Annotated in this window: 12 protein-coding genes and 1 pseudogene; 8 read left to right on the top strand and 5 right to left on the bottom strand. The window is 73.7% G+C overall.

Translation table 11 applies throughout. From position 1 onward, the window contains the following. The first annotated feature begins 142 nt into the window (after window positions 1–142). Entirely contained in the window at window positions 143–1,933 is a 1,791-nt protein-coding gene (locus AMK31_RS23565) for a thiamine pyrophosphate-requiring protein (protein WP_073942607.1), read from the top strand. A gap of 43 nt (window positions 1,934–1,976) precedes the next feature. On the opposite strand, the gene AMK31_RS23560 is transcribed toward AMK31_RS23565, so the two are convergent. After that, window positions 1,977–3,164, bottom strand: coding sequence for a 4-hydroxybenzoate 3-monooxygenase (locus tag AMK31_RS23560; RefSeq protein ID WP_073942606.1), 1,188 nt, complete (start codon window positions 3,162–3,164; stop codon window positions 1,977–1,979). Window positions 3,165–3,383: 219 nt separating this feature from the next. Between AMK31_RS23560 and AMK31_RS23555 the strand changes: the two genes are divergently transcribed. Continuing rightward, window positions 3,384–5,066, top strand: a complete 1,683-nt coding sequence (locus AMK31_RS23555; protein ID WP_073942605.1) for an IclR family transcriptional regulator domain-containing protein — start codon at window positions 3,384–3,386, stop codon at window positions 5,064–5,066. A 9-nt stretch (window positions 5,067–5,075) separates the two neighbouring features. Here the strand turns inward: AMK31_RS23555 and AMK31_RS23550 are convergent, their stop codons facing one another. Beyond that, complete coding sequence (locus tag AMK31_RS23550) at window positions 5,076–6,386, bottom strand: MFS transporter (RefSeq protein WP_073942604.1); 1,311 nt, start codon at window positions 6,384–6,386, stop codon at window positions 5,076–5,078. Between the two features lie 257 nt (window positions 6,387–6,643). Here AMK31_RS23550 and AMK31_RS23545 point away from each other — a divergent pair, with 257 nt between their 5' ends. Next, window positions 6,644–8,104 (top strand): aldehyde dehydrogenase family protein, encoded by a 1,461-nt coding sequence (locus AMK31_RS23545; protein ID WP_073942603.1) that lies wholly within the window; start codon window positions 6,644–6,646, stop codon window positions 8,102–8,104. A 33-nt stretch (window positions 8,105–8,137) separates the two neighbouring features. Here AMK31_RS23545 and AMK31_RS42165 read toward each other — a convergent pair whose 3' ends face one another. Beyond that, window positions 8,138–8,266: a hypothetical protein gene (locus tag AMK31_RS42165; RefSeq protein WP_274535973.1), complete on the bottom strand. Its 129-nt coding sequence runs from the start codon at window positions 8,264–8,266 to the stop codon at window positions 8,138–8,140. 129 nt (window positions 8,267–8,395) lie between these two features. Between AMK31_RS42165 and AMK31_RS23540 the strand changes: the two genes are divergently transcribed. Genes AMK31_RS23540 through AMK31_RS23525 form a run of 4 tightly spaced genes read left to right on the top strand, consistent with a single transcriptional unit; the run spans window position 8,396 to window position 10,446 of the window. Next, window positions 8,396–8,767, top strand: coding sequence for a DUF2795 domain-containing protein (locus tag AMK31_RS23540; protein WP_073942602.1), 372 nt, complete (start codon window positions 8,396–8,398; stop codon window positions 8,765–8,767). Beyond that, window positions 8,767–9,225 carry a CBS domain-containing protein gene (locus AMK31_RS23535; RefSeq protein WP_073942601.1) on the top strand — a complete coding sequence of 153 codons (459 nt, stop codon included), beginning with the start codon at window positions 8,767–8,769 and terminating at the stop codon, window positions 9,223–9,225. Before AMK31_RS23540 ends, AMK31_RS23535 begins: the two co-directional genes overlap by 1 nt. After that, window positions 9,222–9,881 carry a diguanylate cyclase gene (locus AMK31_RS23530; RefSeq protein WP_073942600.1) on the top strand — a complete coding sequence of 220 codons (660 nt, stop codon included), beginning with the start codon at window positions 9,222–9,224 and terminating at the stop codon, window positions 9,879–9,881. The genes AMK31_RS23535 and AMK31_RS23530 overlap by 4 nt, the downstream gene beginning before the upstream one ends. 22 nt (window positions 9,882–9,903) lie before the next feature. After that, window positions 9,904–10,446, top strand: a complete 543-nt coding sequence (locus tag AMK31_RS23525; RefSeq protein WP_073942599.1) for a type 1 glutamine amidotransferase domain-containing protein — start codon at window positions 9,904–9,906, stop codon at window positions 10,444–10,446. Window positions 10,447–10,693: 247 nt separating this feature from the next. On the opposite strand, the pseudogene AMK31_RS23520 reads toward AMK31_RS23525, so the two are convergent. Further along, window positions 10,694–10,912, bottom strand: a pseudogene (locus tag AMK31_RS23520) (DUF6158 family protein); the annotation flags it as partial. Window positions 10,913–10,998: 86 nt separating this feature from the next. Here AMK31_RS23520 and AMK31_RS23515 point away from each other — a divergent pair. Beyond that, window positions 10,999–12,117, top strand: coding sequence for a baeRF2 domain-containing protein (locus tag AMK31_RS23515; RefSeq protein WP_073942598.1), 1,119 nt, complete (start codon window positions 10,999–11,001; stop codon window positions 12,115–12,117). Between the two features lie 62 nt (window positions 12,118–12,179). Here AMK31_RS23515 and AMK31_RS23510 read toward each other — a convergent pair whose 3' ends face one another. After that, window positions 12,180–13,799 (bottom strand): ABC-F family ATP-binding cassette domain-containing protein, encoded by a 1,620-nt coding sequence (locus AMK31_RS23510; protein ID WP_073942597.1) that lies wholly within the window; start codon window positions 13,797–13,799, stop codon window positions 12,180–12,182. Window positions 13,800–13,835 lie beyond the last annotated feature (36 nt).

The raw sequence follows: 13,835 nt of genomic DNA, 5'->3' as shown, positions 1-13,835 counted from the left end.
CCATTAGCGGGAACGTGACGGCCATCGGGGTGACGGCGGCGGGACCCCGCCCCCGCGCGGGGCCAGGTTTTCCCGCCGTCGCGGCGGTGACTCGGCACTCTGCACGCCGACCACGCCCCTCAACCCCACGGGAGGTCCTTCCATGAGCACCAAGGTCGCCGACCACGTCCTCGAGCGGCTGCGCGAGTGGGGTGTGGAGCACGTCTTCGGCTATCCGGGCGACGGCATCAACGGCCTGCTCGCCGCGTGGGGACGGGCGGAGGACCGGCCGCGGTTCATCCAGTCCCGGCACGAGGAGATGTCCGCGTTCCAGGCCGTCGGCTACGCCAAGTTCAGCGGCCGTCTCGGGGTGTGCGCCGCCACCTCGGGACCCGGTGCGATCCATCTGCTCAACGGGCTGTACGACGCCAAGCTCGACCATGTCCCGGTGCTCGCGATCGTCGGTCAGACGCACCGCACCGCGATGGGCGGCTCGTACCAGCAGGAGGTCGACCTGCACTCGCTGTTCAAGGACGTCGCCTCGGAGTTCGTGGAGACGGTGACGGTGCCCGAGCAGCTGCCGAACGTGCTGGACCGGGCGATCCGCACCGCCTACGCGCGCCGCTGCCCCACGGCCGTCATCATCCCAGGCGACGTGCAGGAGCTGGACTACTCGCCGCCGACGCACGAGTTCAAGATGGTCCCCTCCAGCCTGGACCGGACGTCTTGGACGGCGGTGCCGTCCGACGACGCGGTGCGGCGGGCGGCGGAGGTCCTGAACGCCGGTGACAAGGTGGCGATCCTGGTCGGCCAGGGCGCGGCCGGCGCACGGGCCGAGGTGGAGACGCTCGCCGAGCTGCTCGGCGCGGGCGTGGCCAAGGCGCTGCTCGGCAAGGACGTCCTCAGCGACGAGCTGCCGTACGTCACCGGCTCGATCGGGCTGCTGGGCACGCGCGCGTCGTACGAGCTGATGCGGGACTGCGACACGCTGCTGACCATCGGCTCCTCGTTCCCGTACTCGCAGTTCCTGCCCGAGTTCGGCAAGGCGCGGGGTGTGCAGATCGACATCGACCCGCACATGATCGGGATGCGCTATCCGTACGAGGTGAACCTGGTCGGTGACGCGAAGGCGACGCTGGAGCGGCTGATCCCGCTGATCGAGGGCGGGCGGGGCCGTGAGTGGTACGAGACGGTGTGCGACAACGTCCGGCACTGGCACGAGGTGATGGAGCGGCGTGCGGGGCTGAGCGCCGACCCGGTCAATCCGGAGTACGTGGCGCGGGCCCTGGACCCGTTGCTGCCGGACGACGCGATCGTCACCTCCGACTCGGGCTCGACGGCGAACTGGTACGCGCGCCATCTGACGATGCGGGCCGGGATGCGCGGCTCGCTGTCCGGGACGCTCGCCACGATGGGCTGCGGGGTGCCGTATGTGATCGGCGCGAAGTTCGCGCACCCGGACCGTCCCGCGATCGCCCTGGTCGGGGACGGGGCGATGCAGATGAACGGCATGGCGGAGCTGATCACGGCGGCGAAGTACCGGGACCGGTGGGAGGATCCGCGCCTGGTGATCGGCGTGTGGAACAACCGGGACCTGAACCAGGTGACGTGGGAGCTGCGGGCGATGGGCGGCGCGCCGTCCTTCCTGCCGTCGCAGGAGTTGCCGGACGTGCAGTACGCCGCGTTCGCCCGCTCGCTCGGGCTGACCGGGATACGGGTGGAGAAGCCGGAGGACGTGGAGGCCGGCTGGCGGGCCGCGCTGGAGGCGGACGGGCCCGCGGTGGTGGAGTTCCTGACCGACCCCGCCGTCCCGCCGATCCCGCCGCACGCCACCTGGGAGCAGATGGAGGCCACGGCCGCGTCGATCCTGAAGGGCGACGCGGACCGCGGGTCGGTGGTCAAGCAGGGCTTCAAGGCGAAGATGCAGGAGTTCCTGCCCGGCGGCAGGAAGTGATCGCCGGTCGCCTCGGATGCCCCGTCGCCTCTCCCCGACGGGCTCAGGCCGTCGGGAGTCCCGCGTAGTTCGCGGCGAGTTCCGCCGCCGCGTGCGGGGACGTGGTGATCCGGTCCAGCTGGGAGAGCTGGAGGCGGGTGTCGAAGGCGGACTGCGCCGGGTCGGTGTGCAGGGTGGTGGTCATGAAGTACGAGAAGTGCTCCGCCCGCCAGACCCGGCGCAGGCAGGTGTCGGAGTAGGCGTCGAGGAGCGCGGTGGAGCCGGTCGTCCGCAGGTGGCCGAAGGCGCGGGCCAGGACGGTCACGTCGGCCGCCGCGAGGTTGAGGCCCTTGGCGCCGGTAGGCGGCACGATGTGCGCGGCGTCCCCGGCCAGCAGGACCTTCCCGTAGCGCATGGGCTCGGTGACCGAGCTGCGCATCGGCAGCACCGACCGCGCGGTGATGGGCCCGCGGTTCAGCGGGCGGGCGCCCCGGGCGGCGAGCCGCGAGTCCAGCTCGTCCCAGATCCGCTCGTCGGACCAGTCGTCCGGGTCGGTGCCGTTGGGGACCTGGAGGTAGAGCCGGCTGACCTGCGGGGAGCGCATGCTGGCGAGGGCGAAGCCGCGGTCGGAGTGGGCGTAGATCAGCTCGTCGTAGGCGGGCGGCGCGTCGGCGAGGATGCCGAACCAGGAGAACGGATAGGTGCGTTCGTACGTGGTGAGGGTGCCCTCGGGCGCCGCTCGCCGGGTCACTCCGTGGTACCCGTCGCAGCCGACGACCCAGTCGCAGGTCAGGGTGTGCTCGCGGCCGGCGCGGGTGTAGCGGATGACGGGGCTGTCGGTGTCCGCGCCCTCGACGGCGTGGACCCGGGCCTCGAACAGCAGCGGCGGGCCCTCCTTGAGCTGGAGGGCGATGAGGTCCTTGACCACTTCGGTCTGGGCGTAGACCCACACCCGGCGGCCGCCGGTCAGTGAGGGGAAGTCGACGCGGTGGGCGCGGCCGGCGAAGCGCAGCTCGATACCGTCGTGGGGCAGGCCCTCGCGCTCCAGCCGGTCGGCGGCGGCGGCCTCGCGCAGCGCGTCCACGGTGCCCTGCTCGAGGATCCCGGCGCGCTGGCGCTGCTCGACGTAGGCGCGGTCCCGGCTCTCCAGGACGACGCAGTCGATGCCCTGCCGGTGCAGCTGCCGGGCGAGCAGCAGCCCCGCGGGTCCGGCACCGACGATGCCCACACGGGTACGGCTCGGGTACGCCATGGCGCAGCCCCTTTCACTGTGTACGTGCTGTGTACGTGTACGTGCTGTGTACGGATGTTTCGCGCGTTCGCATAGTGAAGTATTCTTCACTCTTGTCGAGCCGAAGTTTCTTCCGCCGCGCGCCGGGTGTCAACACCCTCGACGCCCCTGCTGCCGTACGCGCGCGGGCCCGGCCACGCGTTAGCGTTCACCCGATCCCGACACGAGCACGGAGCGCCCATGTCCCCGACCCACGCCCCGACGGCGGAGCCCTCCGAGGCGGCCCCGGCCGAGGCCGTCGCGCCGCTGATGCGCGGTCTGACGGTGCTGCGCCGGCTCACCGACGCCGACGGGGCACTCAGCCTCGCCGACCTGGAACGGGCGACCGGCCTGGCCCGCTCCACCCTCGACCGGGTCGTCGGCACGCTGGCCCGCATGGGGTACGTCCGCCTGGACGGGCGGACCGTGCTGCTCGCGCCGCGCCTGACGGAGCTGGGCAACGCCTATCTCGCCGCGCTGCGGCTGCCCGCGCTGCTGGGCCCGGCCGCCCGCGTGCTCGCCGACGAGCTGGACGAGTCGGTGTCCCTCGCGGTGCCCGACGGCGCCGGCATCCGGTTCATCCACCAGACGACCCGGCGCCGCACCATGTCGGTGAGCTTCCGCATCGGTGATCTGCTGCCCGCCGAACGCACCGCGCCGGGAGCGCTGTTCGCCGCCCGGTGGGACGAGGAGGCGTGGGCGCGCTGGCGGGAGCGCCGCGCCGCCGACCCCGCGGAGGAGGGCTTTCCGGCCCTGCCGCCGCGCCGGCTGTCCGAGCGCCCGTCCGACGTGGAGTTCACGGCGGCGGTGCGGCTGGCCGCCGAGCGGGGCTGGGCGCTGGACGACCAGCTGATCGAGCCGGGGCTGATCGCGCTGGCGGTACCCGTGCACGGGCCGGACGGCGGCGTGGTCTGCGCGGCGAGCGTGGTGAGCCACACCAGCCGGCACAGCGCGGGGTCGCTGCGCGAGCGCCTGCTGCCCCGGCTGCGGGCCACCGTCGAGGCGATGGAGCGCGAACTGCGCCGGGCGCCCGCGGGCGGCGGGCAGGCGACCGGCCCGTCGGGGCTGGCCGCCTGGACCGGCGCCTCCAAGCAGGAGCTGGGCCGGACGTTCAACGAGTCGCTGGCGCGCGGGCTGACCGTGCTCACCGCGTTCGGCGAGGGCCGCGGGGCGCTCACCCTGACCGCCGTCGCCGAGGCGACCGGGCTGGCCCGGGCCACCGCCCGGCGGGCCCTGATCACCTTCGAGCACCTCGGCTACGTCGTCCAGGACGGGCGCGTCTTCCGGCTCACCCCGCGCGTGCTGGCGCTGGGCTTCCCGCCGCTGTCCCGGACGACGCTGTCGCGGATCGCCGCCCCCCACCTGGCCGCCCTCACCGAGCGGCTGCACGACTCGTCGTCGCTGGCGGTCCTCGACGGCGACGACGTGCGGTACACGGCCCGCGCGGCGGCCCGGCGGATCATGACCGCCGACATCACCGTCGGCACCCGCTTCCCGGCCTACGCCACGTCCATGGGGCGGGTGCTGCTGGCCGGGCTGCCGCCCGCCGAGCGCGCGGCCCGCCTCGCCCGCACCGGCCTCGCCCCGCTCACCCCGCACACCGTCACCGACCCGGGCGAGCTCGCCGTCCTGCTGCACCGGGTGCGGCAGGACGGCTACGCGCTGGTCGACGAGGAGCTGGAGGTGGGGCTGCGGTCGATCGCGGTGCCGGTCCACGACCGCGCGGGGACGGTCGTGGCGGCGGTCAACGTGGCCATGCACGCCAGCCACCGCACCCCTCGGGAGTGCGTCGCCGAGGTGCTGCCCGAGCTGCGGGCCGAGGCCGCCCGCATCGAGGCCGATCTGCACCTCGCGGGGCGGTTCACCGACGTGCCGGCGGTCTGAGGCGGCGCCTCAGGCCTCCGCCGGGGCGGCCGCGGGGGCCTGCGGGCGGGCGCCGCCGAGCCGCCGGGCGAGCGGCACCAGGGCGATGGCGCAGGCGCCGGCCGCGCCGGTCAGGGCGAACGCGGTGAAGCCCCAGCTCTCGTTGCCGTTCTGGGCGAGCACGCCGATCAGCCAGGGGCCGACGATCGCGCCGGTCCGGCCGACGCCGGTCACCCAGCCGAGCCCGGCGGCCCGCTCCTTGTCGCGGTAGACGGTGCCGGTGGCGGCGTAGACCATGACCTGCGCGCTGAACAGCCAGACACCGGTGACGGCCACCACCGCGTAGGTGACGCCGAGCGGCAGGTGGGCCTTGAGCAGCAGGGCGCCCGCGGCGGTGAGCGCGAACCAGATCGCGGAGACCCGGACGGCGCCGAACCGGTCGGCGGTGCGGCCGGCGATCAGCATGCCCACGATGCCGCCCGCGTTGATCACCAGCAGGAAGCTGACCGAGGAGTCCAGGCCGTAGCCGGAGGACCGCATCATCTGGGGCAGCCAGGTGGAGACGCCGTACACCAGCAGCAGGCCGCAGAAGGACGCCACCCAGAGCAGCGGGGTCGCGTAGCGCGCCTCGGGCCGGAACAGCTCCCGGATCGCGGAGAGCCGTCCCTTCGCACCGGCGCCGGGTGCCTCGACGGGGGCGGGCCGGGGCACGCCGTAGCGGTCGGCGACGGCGTACGCCTCGTCGCGGCGGCCGCGGGCCAGCAGCACGCCCGGCGACTCGGGCAGCAGCCGCAGCAGCAGCGGGACGGCGACGACCGCGGGCAGCACACCCGCCCAGAACACCCAGCGCCATCCGGCGGCGGGCGCCAGGGTCATGCCGAGGCCGGTCGCGGCCATGCCGCCCGCGTGGTAGGAGGTCATCAGCAGGCCGGTGGCGAGCGCGGCCCGGCGGGGCGGCGCGAACTCCAGCACCATCGCCAGGCACAGCGGCATCAGCCCACCGAGGCCGAGCCCCGCGACGAACCGCCCGGCGCCGAACAGGCCGGCGCTGCCCGCGAGGGCGCACAGGGCGGAGCCCAGGGAGAACAGGGTGACGCTGGAGACGAGCAGCGGCCGGCGGCCCAGCCAGTCGGTGACGTTGCCGGCCAGCAGCGCGCCGATCAGCATGCCGAACGTGGTCCAGCTGCCGATCGTGCCCGCGTCGGCGGCGGTCAGGCCGAGGCCGGGGTCGTCGAGCATGTACGGCAGCACCGCGCCGTAGATGTTGACGTCCATGCCGTCGAAGAAGACGGCCAGCCAGCACAGGGCCAGGACTGGGAAGACGGAGCGGAATGAGGTCATGGCGGTCCCTGGGAGGTGCGGGGAACGGGAGAGTCTGTTCGCGGTTCACGGTGAAGTTCGCCTGGTGAAAGTTGCTTCACTTTCCGGGCTGGGTGAGTTTCACCGGCCACGCGCCGCACGTCAATGCTTTGCGCACGCCATTGACAGGCGTTGTCCGCGCTTGCAGACTCACCCGGAGCATTCTGGTGAACTGTGGTTCACCAGGCGAACATGCGATCAGTGAACGTACCGCGCACGACTCCGGAGGGCCGCCCCGCATGACCGTCACCCGTGACCTCCTGATCGGCGGCAAGGAGACCCCCGCCGCCTCCGGCCGGACCACCGCGGACATCAGCCCCTTCACCGGCGCCGTGTACGCGACCGTGGCCGCCGCCGGGCCGGAGGACGTCGAGCGGGCCGTGGCCGCCGCGGACGCCGCCTTCGAGTCGTGGGCCGCGCTGAGCCCGTTCGCCCGCCGCGCGGTCTTCCTGAAGGCCGGCGACGTCCTCGACGCCCGCGCCGAGGACGTCGCCGGGCTGATGGAGCAGGAGGTGGGCGCGACCCTTCCGTGGGCCCGCTTCAACGTCATGCTCGCCGCGCAGATACTGCGCGAGGCGGCCGCCGCCGTCACCGCGCCGCGCGGGGAGGTGCTCACCGCCCAGGAGGAGGGCACGCTCGGTCTCGCGGTCCGCGAACCCCTCGGCGTGGTCGCCGCCTTCGCCCCCTGGAACGCGCCCGTCATCCTCGGTGTCCGCGCGGTGGCCGCGCCGCTCGCCGCCGGGAACACCGTCGTGCTCAAGCCCAGCGAGGACGCGCCGATCGCCTGCGGGCTGCTCGTCGCCGACGTGCTGCGCGAGGCCGGGCTGCCCGACGGGGTGCTGAACGTGGTCACCAACGCGCGCGAGGACGCCGCCGCCGTCGCCGAGGCGCTGATCGCCGACCCGCGGGTGCGGGCGGTCAACTTCACCGGCTCCACCCGGGTCGGCCGGGTCATCGGCGCCCACGCGGCCACCCGTCTCAAGCCGGCCGTGCTGGAACTGGGCGGCAAGAACTCCGTCATCGTCCTGGACGACGCCGACCTCGACCACGCCGTCGACGCCGCCGCCTTCGGCGTCTTCATGAACGCCGGGCAGATCTGCATGTCCGCCGACCGGATCCTGGTGCACGAGAGCCTGGCCGACGAGTTCACCCGCAGGTTCACCGCGAAGGTGGCGGCCCTGCCGTCCGGCGACCCCGCGGACCCTCGTACGGTCATCGGCCCGCTGGTCACCGAGGACGCGGCCCGCCGGGTCGCCGCGCTGGTCGCGGACGCGGTGGGCAAGGGGGCCACAGTGCTGACCGGCGGCGGGGAACCCGAGGGCGCGGTGTACCCGGCGACGGTGCTCACCGGGGTCACCGAGGAGATGGACGTGTACCGCGCGGAGGCGTTCGGCCCGGTGTGCACCCTGGCCACGTTCGCCGACGACGATCAGGCCGTCGCCCTGGCCAACGACACGGAGAACGGTCTGACCTGCGGCATCATCACCGAGAACGGCACCCACGGGCTGCGCGTCGCCCGCCGGGTGCACACCGGCATCGTGCACGTCAACGACCAGTCCGTCGGCGACGAACCGCAGGCCCCGTTCGGCGGCGCCAAGGCGTCGGGCTACGGGCGGTTCGGCGGCCGGTGGGGCGTCGAGGCGTTCTCCAACACCCGCTGGGTCACCCTCGCCACCCGGCACGCCCACTACCCGTTCTAGGCACGCCGGGTCCGAACGCGCCGGGCGCGGCCGTCAGTGCGATACCGCCGGCTCGGCGGCGTCCGGTTCCGGCTCCGCCGGCAGCAGCAGCTCTTCGTAGCGGCCCAGGGCCAGCACCACGCCGAGCAGCAGGAACGGGAGCAGCACAGCGAATACCGCCATGGCCTGTCCTTCCGCGAGTGAGGGGCGTGGGGGGCCGGGACCGGGTCTCCGCCGATCCGGTCCGCAAACCCCGTGTCGCCCTCCGCTCGTCGGGTACGCGGTGTCCACCCCAGCAGTCTGGAGGGAGACATGCAGCGAGGCAGTGACCGGCTGAGCGTCCACCGGGACGACGAGATGAAGCACCAACTGCAGGGCATGCTGCGGTCGGGACACTCCACCCGCACCGAGGAGTGGCACGATCCGGAGCCGTCGGCCGAGGACGACCTGCGTGTGGCGGGCGGGCCGGGGCTGGGCTCCCTGGAGGAGACCCGTCTGGAACTGGCCCGGATCCTGGGCCGCAAGCCCTTCCCGGCCGGGCCGGGCGAGCTGATCGGCGAGCTGCGCCGGCACAACGCGCCCGACGCGCTGATCGAGCCGCTGACGCGGCTGCCGCGCGGATCCCGCTACGGCAACGTGCAGGAACTGGCCGAGGCGCTCACCCGCGGGGAGGGAGCGCCGTGATGGCCGACTACGTGAGGGAGGTGATGACGCCGGGCGTGGTGGCGGTCCGCCCCGACGCCTCGCTCGTGGAGGCCGCGCAGCTGATGCGCAGCCAGGACATCGGCGATGTCGTGGTGGCCGACGGGCAGGACGTGGTGGGCGTGCTCACCGACCGGGACATAACGGTGCGGGCGGTCGCCGACGGCGTCGACCCGCTCACCGTGAGCGCCGGACAGGTGTGCACCCCGCACCCGGCCGTGGTCGCCCCCGACGACCCGGTGTCGACCGCGGTGGCGCTGATGCGGGAGAAGGCGGTGCGCCGGCTGCCGGTGGTCGAGCGGGGCCTGCCGGTCGGGATGGTGAGCCTCGGGGACCTCGCGGTGGCGCAGGACCCGGACAGCGCGCTCGCCGACATCAGCCGGGCCGCGCCGGACGACGCCGGCCACCGGGCCGGGCCCGACGTCCGAGGACCCGTATGAGCGGTGCGACCGTCGCCCGGACCGCCGCCACCGGTGTATCCGTCGACGTCGGCGAGGCCACCACGCGGTATGTGATGTACGGGCTGCTCCCCAGCTGGTTCGTGCCCGGCGTCGCCGACTGGGTGATGCACCGGCGCACCCGCATCGAGGAGACCACGGGGCTCAAGGAGTCCCTGATCCACTCGCTGATGATGGCCGAGGTCGGCATCCCCATCGCGCTGTCCCTGCGCCACCACGTCAACCCGCTGCTGCTGTCGGTGCAGCTCGCGGGGGCCGCGGCGCACGAGGCGACCGCGCTGTGGGACGTGCGCACCGCCCATCGCAGCGACCGCGAGGTCAGGCCCGTCGAGCAGCACATCCACAGCTTTCTGGAGTCGCTGCCGTTCGGGGCGATCGCCTCGCTGATGTGTCTCCACCCCGACCAGGTCAGATCGTTGCTGCGCGGAGGACGCGGCGACCCTGACGCCTGGCGGTTCGTGCCGCGCCGGCCGCCGCTGCCGCGCGGCTATCTCGCCGGGATCGCCGCCGCGATCGGCGTGTGCGTGCTCCTGCCGTACGGCGAGGAGCTGCTGCGCTGCGGGCGGGCGGCGGTCCGGCGCCGCAAGGGGCGCCGCCCGGGCCGCGGGGCCGACGGGCGCGCCGCACCGGAACGCTGACCCGAAGGGACGTCGAACCATTATGCGTATCGCTTTTCTGACCGCACCCGAGGGTGTCGAGCAGGTCGAGCTCACCGAGCCCTGGAAGGCGGCCGAGAACGCCGGCCACCAGCCGGTGCTCGTGTCGACGAAGTCCGGCGAGATCCAGGCCTTCGACCACCTCGACAAGGCGGACATGTTCCCCGTCGACGAGGTCGTCGGCGAGACCGCGGCCGGCTCCTTCGACGCGCTCGTGCTGCCGGGCGGGGTGGCCAACCCGGACTTCCTGCGGATGGACGACAAGGCCGTGGCCTTCGTGCGGGACTTCTTCACCGGGGGCCGGCCGGTGGCCGCGATCTGCCACGCGCCGTGGACGCTCGTCGAGGCGGACGTCGTACGCGACCGGGAGCTGACCTCCTGGCCGAGCCTGCGGACCGACATCCGCAACGCGGGCGGCACCTGGGTCGACGAACAGGTCGTCGTCTGCGAGCGCGGCGACAACAAGCTGGTCACCAGCCGCAAGCCGGACGACCTGGAGGCGTTCTGCGCGACCTTCCTGGAGGTGTTCGCGAAGGAGGCCGGGTGAAGCCGCCGTGTGACGCAGCCCGTGTGAGGGCGCCTGTGGTGTGAGGGCGTCCGACGCCGCCGGGAAACCCATCGGGTCTCCCGGCGGCGTTCGTATGCCCGCCGTTCATGCCCGCCGGTGGGCGGCTGCCGAGGGCCGGTGGGTCCTACGGGGTCCGCTCCCGGCCCGCTCCCTTGTCGCCCGGACCCCACTTGCCGACCGGCGTCCGCCCGTCCCTGCGGTCGCCCGTCGGCCCGTCACCGGCCGTCGCGCGGTCGCGGGCGCCGTCCCGGGTGCGGGACGCGGCGACGAAGCGGCGCGGATTGCGGCGCAGGTACTCGCCCTCGAGCTGGGCCATCCGCTCGTTGTGCGCGCGCAGCGCGTCGTTCGAGCCGTAGAGCAGCGTGTCGTGGCGTGTGCGGTGGATCGTCTCCAGCTCTTTCATCAGCTGCTGGTCGTCCAGCCGTCCAGGGTCGACTCCGGTCATCGTGGTGCCCCGCTCGTCGTGTTCGTGTCTGCGGTACGGGTACCCGCCCGGGGAGCAATACCCCCAACGGCATCCGGGAGGGAGCCATGGACCTCGCGTTCCTGAATCCACTCTACGAACATCCGGGCCCCTGGGCCTCCGTGTACGTGGACCTCTCACAGCACGCGGAGGACATGCACCACCAGCGGCACCTGACGGCCGCGGCGATGGCCCGGGAGCTGGCGGGCCAGGGCGCGGACGAGGCGACCTGCGACGCGGTGCGGAACGCGATCGAGGAACTGCGGCACTCTTCCGAGCCGCACGGGCGGGCCCTGTTCGCCCGGGCGGGTGACATCGTGCTGGACCCGTCGCTGACCCGGCCCCCGCAGGGCGGCAGCTGGGCCGTGTGGGCGCCGCTGCCGCGCACCGCGCCGCTGCTCGACCTGGAGGGCGAGGACACGTTGTGCGTGGTGGCGTACATCGACCGCAAGGGCGCCGATTTCGAGCTGCGCAGCGCGGTCGTCCGGGAGGACGCCGGGTCGGTCGCCGGGCGCCAGTGGCCGGTGCACCGCACCAGCTCGGTCGACTGGTCGGAGCGGCACTTCCAGCTGCGGGTGGAGAACACCTGGGAGCACAACGCGGCGGAGATCGCCGACGCGCTCGCCGTCTGCCAGGAGGAGACGCGGGCCGACCTGCTGATCCTGGTCGGTGAGGACCGGGAGCGGCACGCGGTGCGCGACCGGATGCCGCAGCGGCTGCGCGACCAGGTCGTGGAGGCCCCGCACGGCGCGGGCAGCAGGCTGCTGGACGCCGACGTGGAGCAGGCCCGCGCCGAGCACGAGCGGGCCCGCGCGGACGCCGAGCTGGAGCGGTTCCTGGCGGGCCGCGCGCCGGACGCCGAGGGGCGTGTGGTGGCTGCGGAGGGTGTGCCCGCGCTGGTCGAGGCGGCGCGCGAGCACCGGATCGACGAGCTGCTGGTGCGCCCGGACGGCCCCGACAACCACCGTGAGGTGTGGATCGGCGAGGACCCGGACCAGCTGGCGGTGCGCCGCACGGATCTGAGGATCCTCGGCGAGCAGCACTCCTGGCCGGCCCGCGCGGACGACGCGCTGATCCGCTCGGCGGTGGCGACGGCGGCCCCGGCGATCTCGGTCGCCCCGGCGGCCGGCGCCCACCGCGAGGACGTCCCGGTGGGCGGCCTCGGCGCACTGCTGCGCTGGAGCTGAGCGCGGGCGACGGCCGGGGTGGCGCTCGCCGCCCCGGCTGTCGCAGGCCGTGCTCCGGGCCGTTACCGGGCCCGCTCCACCCGGCGTTCGTCCCAGACCGGCTCGGGTGTCTCGCGGACGCGGCCGTCGCTGCCGAAGACCAGGAAGCGGTCGAAGGAGCGGGCGAACCAGCGGTCGTGGGTGACGGCGAGGACCGTGCCCTCGAAGGCCTCAAGGCCCTCCTGGAGCGCCTCGGCGGACTCCAGGTCGAGGTTGTCGGTGGGCTCGTCGAGGAGCAGGGCGGTGGCGCCGGCCAGTTCCAGCAGGAGGATCTGGAAGCGGGCCTGCTGGCCGCCGGAGAGCCGGTCGAAGCTCTGTTCGGCCTGGGCGGTGAGTTCGTAGCGGCGCAGCCGGGACATGGCGGCGCCCCGGTCCTGGGAGTGCTCCCGCCACAGGATGTCGAGCAGGGTCCGGCCGGTCAGCTCGGGGTGGGCGTGGGTCTGCGCGAAGTGTCCGGGCACGACCCGCGCGCCGAGCTTCCACTGCCCCGTGTGGGCCACGTCCTCGCCGGCCAACAGCCGCAGGAAGTGGGACTTGCCGGAGCCGTTGGAGCCGAGCACGGCGACCCGTTCGCCGTAGAAGACCTCCAGGTCGAACGGTTTCATCAGGCCGGTCAGCTCCAGGCCCTGGCAGGTGACCGCGCGGACGCCGGTGCGGCCGCCCTTGAGCCGCATCCTGATGTCCTGCTCGCGCGGCGGCTCCGGCGGCGGGCCGGCCTCCTCGAACTTGCGCAGCCGGGTCTGGGCGGCGGCGTAGCGGGACGCCATCTCGTGGCTGACGGAGGCGGCCTGCCGCAGGTTCAGCACCAGCTTCTTCAGCTGGGCGTGCTTCTCGTCCCAGCGGCGGCGCAGTTCCTCGAATCGGGCGAAGCGTTCCCGGCGGGCCTCGTGGTAGGTGGCGAAGCCGCCGCCGTGCACCCAGGCGTCCGCGCCCGCGGGTCCTGGCTCCACGGAGACGATCTTCTCGGCGGCGCGGGCGAGGAGTTCCCGGTCGTGGGAGACGAACAGGACCGTCTTGCGGGTCTCCTTCAGCCGTTCCTCGAGCCAGCGCTTGCCGGGCACGTCGAGGTAGTTGTCCGGCTCGTCGAGCAGCAGCACCTCGTCGGTGCCGCGCAGCAGCGCCTCCAGCACGAGGCGTTTCTGCTCGCCGCCGGACAGGGTGCGCACCTGGCGCCACTGCGCCTTCTCGTACGGGATGCCGAGCGCGGCCGTGGTGCACATGTCCCACAGCGTCTCGGCCTCGTAGCCGCGTGCCTCGGCCCAGTCGGCGAGGGCCTGCGCGTAGCCGAGCTGGGCGGCCTCGTCGTCGACGGTCATGAGGGCGTGCTCGGCCTTGTCGACGGCCTCGGCGGCCTCGCGGATGCGGGGCGGCGCGACGGACACCAGCAGGTCGCGTACGGTCGTCTCGTCCCGTACGGAGCCCACGAACTGGCGCATCACGCCGAGGCCGCCGCCAACGGTGACGGTGCCGCCGTGCGGGGTGAGCTCACCGGAGATCAGCCGCAGCAGGGTGGTCTTGCCGGCTCCGTTGGGTCCGACGAGGGCGACGACGGCGCCTTCGCCCACCCGGAAGGAGACATCGCCGAGCAGCGTCCTCCCGTCAGGGAGGTGGTACTCGAGGTGTGCGGCTTCCAGATGTCCCATGGGGCCGCATTCTCCGTGGGCGTCCCGGCGGACGGC

Source organism: Streptomyces sp. TSRI0107 (assembly GCF_001905845.1).
Lineage (GTDB): Bacteria > Actinomycetota > Actinomycetes > Streptomycetales > Streptomycetaceae > Streptomyces.
This window is presented reverse-complemented; position numbering and strand designations above follow the sequence as displayed.